General features: G+C 73.3%; 11 protein-coding genes and 1 pseudogene. 4 read left to right on the plus strand and 8 right to left on the minus strand.

The features are described from left to right. The first annotated feature begins 62 nt into the window (after nt 1–62). Nucleotides 63–599, plus strand: a complete 537-nt coding sequence (locus ACZ6A9_RS03815; protein ID WP_468977495.1) for a GNAT family N-acetyltransferase — start codon at nt 63–65, stop codon at nt 597–599. Nucleotides 600–835: 236 nt separating this feature from the next. On the opposite strand, the gene ACZ6A9_RS03820 is transcribed toward ACZ6A9_RS03815, so the two are convergent. The 6 genes from ACZ6A9_RS03820 to ACZ6A9_RS03845 all read right to left on the minus strand — a co-directional run bounded on the left by ACZ6A9_RS03820 (nt 836) and on the right by ACZ6A9_RS03845 (nt 5,857). Beyond that, nucleotides 836–1,531, minus strand: coding sequence for a demethylmenaquinone methyltransferase (locus tag ACZ6A9_RS03820; protein ID WP_468977498.1), 696 nt, complete (start codon nt 1,529–1,531; stop codon nt 836–838). A 65-nt stretch (nt 1,532–1,596) separates the two neighbouring features. Beyond that, nucleotides 1,597–2,196: an imidazolonepropionase-like domain-containing protein gene (locus tag ACZ6A9_RS03825; protein ID WP_468977502.1), complete on the minus strand. Its 600-nt coding sequence runs from the start codon at nt 2,194–2,196 to the stop codon at nt 1,597–1,599. A gap of 7 nt (nt 2,197–2,203) precedes the next feature. Further along, nucleotides 2,204–3,403: a cyclic dehypoxanthinyl futalosine synthase gene (gene mqnC, locus ACZ6A9_RS03830; RefSeq protein WP_468977504.1), complete on the minus strand. Its 1,200-nt coding sequence runs from the start codon at nt 3,401–3,403 to the stop codon at nt 2,204–2,206. A gap of 78 nt (nt 3,404–3,481) precedes the next feature. Beyond that, nucleotides 3,482–4,216, minus strand: a complete 735-nt coding sequence (locus ACZ6A9_RS03835; RefSeq protein WP_468977506.1) for a prepilin peptidase — start codon at nt 4,214–4,216, stop codon at nt 3,482–3,484. A 173-nt stretch (nt 4,217–4,389) separates the two neighbouring features. Continuing rightward, nucleotides 4,390–4,623, minus strand: a complete 234-nt coding sequence (locus tag ACZ6A9_RS03840; protein ID WP_468977509.1) for a hypothetical protein — start codon at nt 4,621–4,623, stop codon at nt 4,390–4,392. A 385-nt stretch (nt 4,624–5,008) separates the two neighbouring features. Beyond that, a complete protein-coding gene (locus ACZ6A9_RS03845; RefSeq protein WP_468977515.1) occupies nt 5,009–5,857 on the minus strand; it encodes a menaquinone biosynthetic enzyme MqnA/MqnD family protein in 849 nt (282 codons plus the stop codon). Between the two features lie 308 nt (nt 5,858–6,165). Here ACZ6A9_RS03845 and ACZ6A9_RS03850 point away from each other — a divergent pair, with 308 nt between their 5' ends. Together ACZ6A9_RS03850 and ACZ6A9_RS03855 are read left to right on the plus strand one after the other, a co-directional pair. After that, complete coding sequence (locus ACZ6A9_RS03850; protein ID WP_003992177.1) at nt 6,166–6,369, plus strand: cold-shock protein; 204 nt, start codon at nt 6,166–6,168, stop codon at nt 6,367–6,369. Between the two features lie 292 nt (nt 6,370–6,661). Continuing rightward, nucleotides 6,662–7,325, plus strand: a pseudogene (locus tag ACZ6A9_RS03855) (class I SAM-dependent methyltransferase). A gap of 1 nt (nt 7,326) precedes the next feature. Here ACZ6A9_RS03855 and ACZ6A9_RS03860 read toward each other — a convergent pair. Both ACZ6A9_RS03860 and ACZ6A9_RS03865 read right to left on the minus strand, forming a co-directional pair. Then, nucleotides 7,327–9,243, minus strand: coding sequence for an AMP-dependent synthetase/ligase (locus tag ACZ6A9_RS03860; RefSeq protein WP_468977521.1), 1,917 nt, complete (start codon nt 9,241–9,243; stop codon nt 7,327–7,329). A 233-nt stretch (nt 9,244–9,476) separates the two neighbouring features. Continuing rightward, nucleotides 9,477–10,763, minus strand: coding sequence for an acetyl-CoA C-acetyltransferase (locus ACZ6A9_RS03865; RefSeq protein WP_468977525.1), 1,287 nt, complete (start codon nt 10,761–10,763; stop codon nt 9,477–9,479). Between the two features lie 108 nt (nt 10,764–10,871). On the opposite strand from ACZ6A9_RS03865, the gene ACZ6A9_RS03870 reads away from it, so the two are divergent. Further along, nucleotides 10,872–12,179, plus strand: a complete 1,308-nt coding sequence (locus ACZ6A9_RS03870) for a 3-oxoacyl-ACP reductase (protein WP_468977528.1) — start codon at nt 10,872–10,874, stop codon at nt 12,177–12,179. Nucleotides 12,180–12,184: the final 5 nt, after the last annotated feature.

A 12,184-nucleotide genomic window follows, 5' to 3' on the forward strand; every position in this document is an offset into this window, starting at 1 on the left:
ACCGGCACTGGACACGGGCAGTCTATTCAGCGGCATTGATCACCCGGCTGAAGGGCTGCCCCGTGAACCGAGCTCTCCCCGCTGTACGGCTGCGTGTTCCCACCCATGAGGACGCCTTCACCTGGCACCGGATCTTCGACGACCCGGACGTGATGGAGTTCCACGGCGGCAAGGCGGCGGACCTGTCGGTCTACGAGGAACTCACCGCCCGCCAGCGCCGGCACGACGCCCAGCTCGGCTTCTGCCTGTGGACCATGACCGACGCGTCCGGGCAGGTCATCGGCTTCACCGGCGCCCAGCCGTGGGAGCGCGACTGGGGCCCGACGGGCGAGATCGAGATCGGCTGGCGGCTCGGGCGGGAGCACTGGGGCAAGGGCTACGCCACCGCCGCGGCCCGGGAGACCCTGCAGCGGGTGGGCGCGGCGGGCGTGACGGGCGTGGTGGCGATGGTGGACGCCCGCAACGCCCGTTCCGTGGCGGTCACCCGGCGGCTCGGGATGCGCCTCGCCGAGACCTTCATGACCCCGGTCTCACGGCGCGAGGCCCACTGCTACCGCCTCGGCCTCCGGACCGACACCCCGCCCGGCCACTCCCGGTGACCCATCGCTACGGAACGCCAGGCGCCGCTTCCGGCGGATACCGCACCGGACCACCGTGCCGGTACCGCTGGGGGTGACGTCCGTGCGAGTGACACCCGGGGGACCCGGGCCCCCCGGAGTGCGTGTGTGCCGGGCCTGGTCGCACCGATGGCCGTGGACGCGCGCGAATCGGCCCGCGCGCGGGGCCCGTTCGTGCACGCCCCGGACCGGCCGGACGTCCGGCACGCCGTCGCCGATCAGCTGCCCTTGAAGCCCCGGTGCAGCGCCACCACGCCGCCCGTCAGGTTTCGCCACGCCACCCGCGACCAGCCGGCGCCCTTCAGCCGGTCGGCCAGCCCGGGCTGGTCGGGCCAGGCGCGGATGGACTCGGCGAGGTAGACGTACGCGTCCGGGTTGGACGACACCGAGCGGGCGACCGGCTGCAGCGCGCGCATCAGGTACTCGGTGTAGACCGTGCGGAACGGCGCCCACGTCGGATGCGAGAACTCGCAGATGACGATCCGTCCGCCGGGCCGCGTCACCCGGTGCATCTCGCGCAGCGCCGCGTCGGTGTCCTGCACGTTGCGCAGCCCGAAGGAGATGGTGACGGCGTCGAAGACGTCGTCCTTGAAGGGCAGCCGGGTCGCGTCGCCCGCGGTGTACGGCAGCCAGGCGTGGTTGCGCTTGCCCACCCGCAGCATGCCGAGGGAGAAGTCGCAGGGCACCACGTAGGCGCCGCTGCGGGCGAAGGGCATCGACGACGTGCCCGTGCCGGCCGCCAGGTCCAGGACCTTCTGCGCGGGCCGGGCGTCGACGGCCCTGGCGACCTCCTTGCGCCATCGCCGGTCCTGCCCGAGGGACAGCACGTCGTTGGTCAGGTCGTACCGTTCCGCGACGTCGTCGAACATCGAGGCGACTTCGTGCGGCTGCTTGTCCAGGGATGCGCGGGTCACGGGCCCATTCTTGCAGCCCTCCACCGGCCCGTCCCCGGCGGCGTCCCGTCCCGCGCCCGGACCGGTCAGCGCCGCCGGTACACCAGGCGGCCGCCCACGACGGTGGCCACGCACGTGGACGCGCCGTCCCGCACGAGGGCGTCCCGGTCGGGCACGTCGAACACCGCGAACCGCGCGGGTCTCCCGGCGCCGAGGCCCGGCAGCAGCACGAGGGGCACCGGGGAGAGCGCCGGGGGCCCGGGCAGTGCGGCCGGACGCCCCGCCAGGGCGAGCCCGGCCCTGCGCACCGCGTCCAGGGCCTCGCGGCTGCGCAGTTCACCGGCGACCGCGACCGTCCCGTGCGCCAGCATGCGCTGTACTCCGCGGCGTGCGCTGGCGGCCCGCGCGGACGGTCCGGCGCCGAGGAGTGCCCGCGCCCGCTCCCCGAACACCGGCTCGGTACCGAGCCGGTCCGCCTCTCGCGGGTCGGGGTGGTACGCCTGCTCCAGCAGTTCCGGACCGTACGGGTTGAGCAGTCCGGGCGTCAGGATGCCGGGCCACCTCCGCGGTCGGGCGCCCGGATGACCGGCGGCCAGCTGTTCGTACGGACCGACGGCGGCGATGTGCGCGCCGTCGACCACGACGGCGGCCTCGGGCGAGGCGTCGGCGGTGTGAAGGGTCAGCACGGGGACGTCAGTTGGCGGACAGGAGCTTCAGCTCCGGGTGGGCCGTGCCGCCCTCGATGGCGGTGGAGGAGATGTGGGAGACGACCCGGTCGTCGACCGGGTCGTTCGCCGGGTCGTCGTGCACGACGAGGTGCTCGTACGTCGTCGACCGCTGGGCCGGGACGCGGCCCGCCCTGCGGATCAGGTCGATGATCTCCAGCCGGTTGGAGCGGTGCCTGGCGCCGGCGGAGGAGACCACGTTCTCCTCCAGCATGATCGAGCCGAGGTCGTCCGCGCCGTAGTGCAGCGAGAGCTGGCCGACCTCCTTGCCGGTGGTCAGCCAGGAACCCTGGATGTGGGCGACGTTGTCCATGAAGAGCCGGGCGATGGCGATCATCCGCAGGTACTCGAAGAGGGTGGCCTGCGTGCGGCCCTTCAGGTGGTTGTTCTCGGGCTGGTAGGTGTACGGGATGAACGCGCGGAAGCCGCCCGTGCGGTCCTGCACGTCCCGGATCATCCGCAGGTGCTCGATGCGCTCGGCGTTGGTCTCGCCGGTGCCCATCAGCATGGTGGACGTGGACTCGACGCCGAGGCCGTGCGCGATCTCCATGATCTCCAGCCACCGCTCGCCGGACTCCTTCAGCGGAGCGATGGCCTTGCGCGGGCGCGCGGGCAGCAGCTCCGCGCCGGCACCGGCGAAGGAGTCGAGCCCGGCCGCGTGGATCCGGGTGATGGCCTCCTCGACCGGCACCTTCGAGATCCGGGCCATGTGCTCGACCTCGCTCGCCCCCAGGCTGTGGATGACGAGCTGCGGGAACTCCTTCTTGATGGCGGAGAAGTGCTCCTCGTAGTACTCGACGCCGTAGTCCGGGTGGTGGCCGCCCTGGAACATGATCTGCGTGCCGCCGAGTTCGACGGTCTCCGCGCAGCGCCGCAGGATGTCGTCGAGGTCGCGGGTCCAGCCCTTCGCCCTGTCCTTCGGGGCCGCGTAGAAGGCGCAGAACTTGCACGCCGTGACGCACACGTTCGTGTAGTTGATGTTCCGCTCGATGATGTACGTCGCGATGTGCTCCGTACCGGCGTACCGGCGCCGGCGTACGGCGTCGGCGGCGGCGCCCAGCGCGTGCAGCGGGGCGTCGCGGTAGAGGTCGAGGGCCTCTTCCGGAGTGATCCGCCCACCGGCGGCGGCACGGTCGAGGACGGTCTGAAGCTCGGCCTTCTCGGTCACCGGCGTCCCTTTCGCAAGGTTCACAAGGGTTGTGGACGGACCGATCCAGCCTACGTCAGCCGCCCGTGACGCCCGGCGTCAGGCCGCGTACGCCCCCATCAGCAGCCCCACGAAGGCGCCGCCGATCAGGAACGGACCGAACGGGACGGCGGTCTTGCGTCCTGCCTTCCCGGCGACGACCAGCGCACCCCCGTACAGCGCACCGGACAGGAACCCGGCGAGGGTGCCGAGCATCACCGCCGGCCAGCCGTACCAGCCGAGGACGGCGCCCGCGCCGAGCGCGAGCTTCACGTCGCCGAATCCCATGCCGCCCGGGTTGATCCGGTACAGCACGTAGTAGCCGGCGCCCAGCGCGAGGGAGCCCAGCAGGGCCGTCGTCCACGCTCCGGCGTGCTCCGGGAGGAGAGCGGTGACGCCCAGCAGGGCCAGGGCGGCCGCCGCGAACGGCAGGGTGAGCGGGTCGGGCAGCCGCCGCACCCGGAAGTCGACCACCGCGAGCAGCACCCCGACGGGGGCCAGCAGCAGCCAGACGGCCAGCTCGGGCCGGGTGCCGGTGGCGGCGGCGAGGACGGCGCAGACCAGGGCGGTGACGACGACGGAGGCGGCACCCGGTCCGTACGGCGGTCCCGCGCACGGCTCGCACCGCGGGCGTCCGAGCCATCCGCTCATCGCGTGCCCCGCCGGACACGCCGCACGCCAGGGCTCGTCCGGGGGGACGGAGAACCGGTAGGCCGCCCGGGGCAGCACCGCGCCCGCCACCGCGCCCCACAGCGCGGCGAAGGCGACCAGCGAGACGTACAGGCCGTCGCTCATCCGGCCACCGGCGGGACGGTGGCGGTGCGGGGGCGGTGGTGTCGCGGCATGGGGAGCGTCCTGGGGCGAGGGGAGGGGGCTCTGTCGGGCCCTCAGATCCTAGGGACTTCCCCGGGCGCGAAAAAGGGCACCGGATCCGCCCTGGATCCGGTGCCGGTGAGGCCGCGGGGCCGTCAGTACAGCGTGGCGTGCAGGTGGCCGTCCACCGAGACGCCCTGGGCCGAGACCGAGGCGCCCATGCCCGCGGTGATGCCGAGGTTGCCGGCCTCGACGTGGACGCCGAGGGCGCCCGGCGCGGCGTGGACGCCGAGTTCGAAGGCGGCGCCCGCGCCCGCCTGGCCGCCGGCGACGGCGTCCAGGTCGGCGTCGGAGAGCTCGGCGGTGTGGATGTGGGGGGCGAGGTGCATGGGGCGCGTTTCCCTTCGGAGGACCGGATCACGTGGGGGGGAGACCCGATCAAAGCACGGGCGGGAAAGGGCGGCCAGCCGGTCGTCCGCCGCGCGGCACGCGGCCGGTCCGGCGCGTTCACGACCCTGACACGACGGTCACCCACCGGCCCCGGTTCTTCACGCGGACCGGCCCTCCCCCACCCCTGCCGGACCCCTCCCGGCGGCCCGGGAGGGGTCCGGCAGGGGTGGGGCGCGAAAGCTGTGCAGATCCGCGGAAGGTTCCGGGCAGCCCCGCCCCGGGAGGCCGTCGCCGACCGGGGCGAGCAGGACCGTGCGGGGTTCCTGGTCGCGGACGCCGCGGTTGTCCCGCGCTCCGGCAGCGCAGTGCGGTGGCGCCCGGGCCTCAGGGCCCCAGCAGTTCCACCTCGACGTCCGCGGGGAAACCCGTCGTCGGCCCCACCCGGCGGGCGAACTCCGCGACCGCCTCCAGCTGCGGGGCGCCGAAGCTGAAGTCGAGGGTGGTGAAGTACTGGGCCAGGGTCCGCTCGTCGAAGGCCTCCCAGCGGGCCGCCTGCTCGGCGACCTTGTCGACCTCCTCCAGGGAGACGTTGCGGGAGGTGAGGAAGGCCTCGTGCACCTTGCGGGTGATGACCGGCTCGCGCTCGGCGTAGTCGCGCCGGGCCGCCCAGATCGCGAAGACGAACGGCAGGCCCGTCCACTCCTTCCACAGGGCGCCCAGGTCGTGCACGTCCAGGCCGTAGCGGGGGCCGTCGACCATGTTGGCGCGCAGGGCCGCGTCCCCGATGAGGACGGCCGCCTCGGCCTCCTGCATCATCAGGCTCAGGTCGGGCGGACAGGTGTAGTAGTCGGGCTGGACGCCGTACCGCTCGGCCAGGAGGAGCTGGGCGAGGCGCACGGAGGTGCGGGAGGTCGACCCGAGGGCGACCCGGGCGCCGTCGAGCCGGTCCAGCGGGACCTGCGAGACGATCACGCAGGACATCACCGGGCCGTCGCAGCCCACGGCGATGTCGGGGAAGGCGACGAGGCGGTCCGCGTGCTTGAGGTACTCGACGAGGGTGATGGGCCCGATGTCGAGGTCGCCCTGCACCAGCTTCTCGCTGAGCTTCTCAGGGGTGTCCTTCGTCAGCTCGAAGTCGAGGAGCGTGCCCGTTCTCGCGAGCCCCCAGTACAGGGGCAGGCAGTTCAGGAACTGGATGTGGCCGACGCGCGGCCGGGTGCGAGGATTGTCCACATCCCGAGGCTAGCCCTCACCCGGACCGCGAAACCCTTCACCCCCTTGTTCACCTTTGAACGACCTTGAGAAGGGGTGCGGACGGGGCCCGCAAACATTCGAGTGACGTGATCTTGACCTCTGTTGCATCGGGCCTCCTGCGTGCTAGGCTCATCGCAAGTTGCAGTTTGGTTTCCCTTGCAGTACAGAGCCTGCGGAGCATGTGACCGCGGGCTCTCGTCGTTCTCAGACGGATGCAGTTGTGCGGAATTGGTCTTCACACTTGCTGGTTCTGGAGCAGGGCAACCCTTTGGGCCCAAGGAGGGCTTATGGCTACCGGAACCGTGAAGTGGTTCAACGCCGAAAAGGGCTTTGGTTTCATCGCCCAGGAAGGCGGCGGCCCCGACGTCTTCGTCCACTACTCCGCGATCAACGCGAGCGGCTTCCGCTCGCTCGAGGAGAACCAGCAGGTGTCCTTCGACGTCACGCAGGGCCCGAAGGGCCCGCAGGCGGAGAACGTCACCCCGGTCTGATCCTCCGATCCGGGAACGACTAGCAGTACCCAAGGAGCCCCGCGCCGTCAGGCGACGGGGCTCCTGCCTTTCCGCCCGGCCGGCCGCGCCTCACCCGTCCGGCCCCATTTCCCGGTCCGTTGTGCGCCCGGACCCGCCGGGCACGTGGGCCCGCCCCGTCCCGGCCGGCGGCACCGTCGGCGTGTCGTTCACCCGGTCGCCGCGCACCCGCGACCGGGGACGGAGGCCCCCCATGAGGCAGGGCCACGGTGCCGGCCGGGGCTGTCGGCGGCGGCGGATGGGGTCCCCGCCCATGACACCCACCGACGCTCACCACACGGCCGCGACCCGTACCTTCTACGACGCCATCGCCGAGGACTACGCCGCCGAGTTCCACGACGTCCTCGCCCGCCTGCCCCTGGACCGGGCGCTCATGGCCGCTTTCGCCGAGCTGGCCGGCAAGGGCGGCCAGGTGGCCGACCTGGGCTGCGGCCCGGGGCGGGTGACCGCCCACCTGGCCTCCCTCGGCCTCCCTCGGCCTCTCCGTCCTCGGCGTGGACCTGTCGGAGTCCATGCTCGCGATCGCCCGCCGCGAGAACCCGGGCCTGCGCTTCGAGCAGGGTGCGATGCAGCGCCTGGACCTCCCCGACGGCTCCCTCGACGGCGTCGTCTCCTACTACTCCACCATCCACACCCCCGAGGACGAGCTGCCCGCCCTCTACGCCGAGTTCCGCCGGGTGCTGGCCCCCGGCGGCCACCTCCTGCTCGCCTTCCAGGCCGGCGACGAACCGCGCCGGTACGAGAGCGCCTTCGGCCACCGGGTCGCCCTCGACTTCCGGCGCATGCGTCCGGAACGCGTCGCCGCGCTCCTGGAAGCGGCCGGCTTCACCGTCGTCCAGCACTCGGTGCGCGCGGCCGACACCGCACACGGTGAGACGACCCCCCACGCCTTCCTCATCGCCCGCACGCCGGCCTGACCTACCCGTACAGCCCCTCCACCTCCTGCGCGAAGTCCCGCAGGATCGCCTCCCGGCGGAGCTTCATCGACGGGGTCAGGTGGCCCGCCTCCTCGGTGAAGTCCACCGGGAGGACGGTGAAGCGGCGGATGGACTCCGGGCGGGAGAGCATCCTGTTGGCCTCGTCGACGGCGCGCTGGACGATCGCCAGCAACTCCTCGTCGTCGGCGACGAGCTCCGGCGGGACCGGGTGCCTGCCGTTCATGCGGCGCCAGTGGGCGATGCCGTCGGGGTCGAGGGTGACCAGCGCCGAGACGTACGGGCGGTTGTCGCCGAGCACCATGACCTGGGAGATCAGGGGGTGGGAGCGGAGCCAGTTCTCCAGCGGGGCGGGGGCGATGCTCTTGCCGCCCGCGGTGATGATCAGCTCCTTCTTGCGGCCGGTGATGGTGAGGTAGCCCTCGTCGTCCAGTTCACCGATGTCACCCGTGGGGAGCCAGCCGTCGGGGGCGGCGGGGGCGACGCCGCCCGCCTGGGAGTCCCAGTAGCCGCGCAGCACGTGTTCGCCGCCGAGCAGGATCTCGCCGTCGGCCGCGATGCGGACGCGGGTGCCGGGCAGCGGCCAGCCCACCGTGCCCAGGCGGGGTTTGAGCGGGGGTGTCACCGTCGAGGCTCCGGTGGTCTCCGTCAGGCCGTACCCCTCGAAGATCTCGATGCCGGCGCCGGCGTAGAAGGCGCCGAGGCGGCGGCCGAGCGGGGAGCCGCCGCAGATGGCGTAGCGGACCTTGCCGCCCATGGCGTTGCGGATCCTGCGGTAGACCAGCGGGTCGTAGAGGGCGCGGGCGGCCTTCAGGGAGCGGGAGGGGCCGGGCCCCGAACCGGTCTGCCTCTCCTCGACGGCCTCGCCGTAGCGGCGGGCCACCGACACCGCGCGGTCGAAGGTCGCGGCCCGTCCGCCCGACTCGGCTTTCGCGCGGGCGGAGTTGAAGACCTTCTCCAGCATGTACGGGATGGTCAGCAGGCAGGTCGGACGGAAGCTCGCCAGGTCCGGCAGCAGGTCCTGGGGGGCCAGGCTCGGCGCGTGGCCGAGCCGGACCCGGGCGCGCACGCAGGCGACGGCGACCATCCGGCCGAAGACGTGCGACATGGGCAGGAAGAGCAGCACGGAGGCTTCTTCGCTGGTCCGGGCCTTGAAGATGGGGTAGAGCAGCTCGATGGCGTTGTCCACCTCGGCGAAGAAGTTGCCGTGGGTGAGGGCGCAGCCCTTGGGGCGGCCGGTGGTGCCCGAGGTGTAGACGAGGGTGGCGAGGGTGTCGGGGACCAGCATGCCCCGGCGCACCTCGACCTCGGCGTCGGGCAGGTGCGTACCCGCTTCCGCGAGCGCGTCGACGTGCCCCTTCTCCATGGTCCACACCCGTCGCAGGTCGGGCAGGTGCGGGAGTTCGGGGCCGAGGGCGGCGGCCTGGCCGGTCGTCTCGGTGATCAGTGCGACGGCGCCGGAGTCGTGCAGGATCCAGCGGGTCTGGAAGACGGACGAGGTGGGGTAGACGGGGACGGTGACCAGGCCGGCCGCCCAGGCGGCGAAGTCGAGGACGGTCCACTCGTAGACGGTGCGCGCCATGACGGCGATCCGGTCCCCCGGTACCAGCCCTTCGGCGATCAGGCCCTTCGCGACGGCCAGGACCTCGGCGGCGAATCCCCTCGCCGTCACGTCCTGCCAGCCGTCGGCCGTCTTCCGGCTGAGCACCACCGCGTCGGGTGCCGTGCGCGCGTTGTCGAAGGGCAGGTCGGCGAGCGATCCGTGCCGCACCGGTGGGGCGAACGCCGCCACGGACACCTCCCGCACGACTCCGTCCAGCCGCCGGATCTCGGGCTCGACCGGGACGGGCGCTCCGTAGACGTCGTCGTCGAGAGCGGTGGAGGAATGCGCGGGTGACACGGGCGGCTCCTGGGGGCGTGCAGTGCGACTGCTCGGTGCCACGACGTACGTGCCTCGCACGCCGAGGCGCTCATCGGTGGCTTCCGGCGAGGGGGGCGGCACCGGTCGGTGCCGGGATCGTACGGCGGTGACGTGGGGAGTCTGTGCGGGTCCAGGGGTGGTACGGAGCCGGGGCTGTGCAGTGTCGGGGGGCGCGTGAGGTCACCCCCGTACGCCCGCGCGCCCCGGGGGGCTCACGGGCGTTCCAGGATCGCCGTCACCCCCTGCCCGCCGGCCGCGCAGACGGAGATCAGGCCCCGGCCCGGGGCGTCCCGTTCGGCGAGGAGGGCGGCGAGCGTCGCCACGATGCGGGCGCCCGTGGCGGCGAAGGGGTGGCCGGTGGCCAGGGAGGAGCCGGCCACGTTCAGGCGGGCGCGGTCGACGGGCGCCAGACCCCGCTTCTCCCAGGCCGCGAGCGTGGCCAGCACCTGGGAGGCGAACGCCTCGTGCACCTCGATCAGGTCGAAGTCCGCCATGCCGAGGCCGGCCCGTTCCAGCATGCGCGGGACCGCGTACGCGGGCGCCATCAGCAGGCCGTCCTCGCCGTCGGCGACGTCCCCGTGCACGAAGTCCACGGCGGCCGTCTCGTGCGCGGTGAGGTAGGCGAGCGGTTCCACGCCGCGTTCCCCGGCCCACTCCTCGCTCGCCAGCAGAACGAGGGCGGCGCCGTCGGTGAGCGGGGTCGAATTGCCCGCCGTCATGGTCGGATCGGGCCGGTCGAGGCCGAACACGGGTTTCAGCGCGGCGAGTTTCTCCACTGTGGAGCCGGGGCGCAGGTTCTGGTCGCGGTCCAGGCCCCGGAACGGCACCACCAGGTCCTTCAGCAGGCCGCGTTCGTACGCCGCCGCCAGTCGCTGGTGGCTGGCCGCCGCCAGTTCGTCCTGGGCCTCGCGGGTGATGCCCCAGGCGCGGGCGGTGACCGCCGCGTGCTCGCCCATGGACAGGCCGGTGCGCGGCTCGGCGTTGCGCGGGATGTCGGGGACGAGGTGCCCGGGCCGCGCCTTCGCCAGCGCCTTGAGCCGGGCGCCGAGGGACGTGGCGCGCCGCGCCTCCAGCAGCGCCTTGCGCAGGTCGTCGTTGACGCCGAGGGGCGCGTCGCTCGCGGTGTCGGCGCCGCCGGCGATCGCGGCCTCGGTCTGGCCGAGGGCGATCTTGTTGGCGGCGGCCACGACCGCCTGGAGGCCGGTGCCGCAGGCCTGCTGGATGTCGTAGGCGGGGGTGCGGGAGTCGAGCCGGGAGCCGAGGACGGTCTCCCGGGCGAGGTTGAAGTCACGGCTGTGCTTGAGGACCGCTCCGGCGACGAACTCCCCGACCGCGCCGGGTGCTTGCAGTTCGTACCGCTCGACCAGGCCGTCCAGCGCGGCGGTGAGCATCTCCTGGTTGGAGGCGGTGGCGTAGGGGCCGTCCGACCGGGCGAAGGGGACACGGCTGCCGCCGATGACCGCGACGCGCCGGACGGCGGCCGGCTTCAGGGTGCTCATCTCGACCTGCTCCTCACCGGTGACATAGGATTACCTCCGGTAACCTTACTCCAGAGTAAGGCAGCTGGGAGCAAGCAGGGCAAGGACCGCACGCACGGAGGAACCCCCATGGCCGACCGCTACCTGAGCTTCACGGGCACCCCGCCCGGCCGCTTCCTGACGCGCCGCCTGGGCCTCCCCCAGCCCGCGCCGCTGCGCCGCTGGTCGCCCGACCGGCCGTCCCTGGACGGAGGACTGCTCCACCTCACGGCCGGGAAGTCCGACCTCGGCCTCGGCCCCGTGCTCGCCCGCACCGGGCTCGCCTCCGACGACGCCACCGGCCGGCCCGCCGCGGTGGTCCTGGACGCCAGCGGGGTGCGCGACATCGAAGGGCTCGCCGAGGTGCACGCGGCGCTGCATCCCGTCCTGCGGTCGGTCGCCCCGAGCGGCAGGATCGTGGTGCTCGGCGCCCCCCTCGACCCGGCCGACCACCATCAGGCCGCCGCCCAGCAGGCGTTGGAGGGCTTCACCCGCTCCCTCGGCAAGGAGACCGGCGGGGGCAGGACCGTGAACCTGGTCCGCCTCACCGACGCCGACGCCGCCGAGTCGACCCTCCGCTTCCTGCTCTCCCCCAAGTCGGCCTACGTCAGCGGCCAGGTGATCGGGACCGGCACGCACGAGCCGGCCGCCCCGCACGACGCCGACCGCCCCCTCGCCGGCCGCACCGCCCTGGTCACCGGCGCCGCCCGGGGCATCGGCGAGGCGGTCGCCGAGACCCTGGCCCGCGACGGCGCCCGGGTGGTCGTCCTCGACGTGCCCCGGGCCGAACAGGACGCCCGCCGCGTCGCCGAACGGCTCGACGGCATCGCGCTCCCCCTCGACATCACCACCGCCGACGCGGGCGCCCGGATCGCCGACGCCCTCCCCGACGGCCTGGACGTGCTGGTCCACAACGCCGGCGTCACCCGCGACCGCCGCCTGGTCAACATGCCCGCCGAGCGGTGGAGTTCGGTGCTGGAGGTCAACCTGGCGAGCGTGCTGCGCACGACCGACGCGCTGCTCGCCGCCGGGGCCCTGAAGCGCGGCGGGCGGATCGTGGCTACGGCCTCCATCGCGGGCATCGCCGGGAACGCCGGGCAGACCAACTACGGGGCGTCCAAGGCCGGGATCACCGGCCTGGTCCGCTCCCTCGCACCGCACGCGCACGCCGCGCACGGCGTGACGGTGAACGCGGTGGCGCCCGGCTTCATCGAGACGAAGATGACGGCCGCCGTCCCGCTGCTCATCCGTGAGGCGGGACGCCGGATGAACTCCCTCGCGCAGGGCGGACTGCCCTCCGACGTCGCCGAGACCACCGCCTGGCTCGCCCACCCCGCCTCCGGCGCGGTGAACGGACAGGTCGTACGGGTCTGCGGCCAGAGCCTGCTGGGGGCGTGAGCACG

The organism is Streptomyces sp. NPDC041124 (assembly GCF_055592385.1).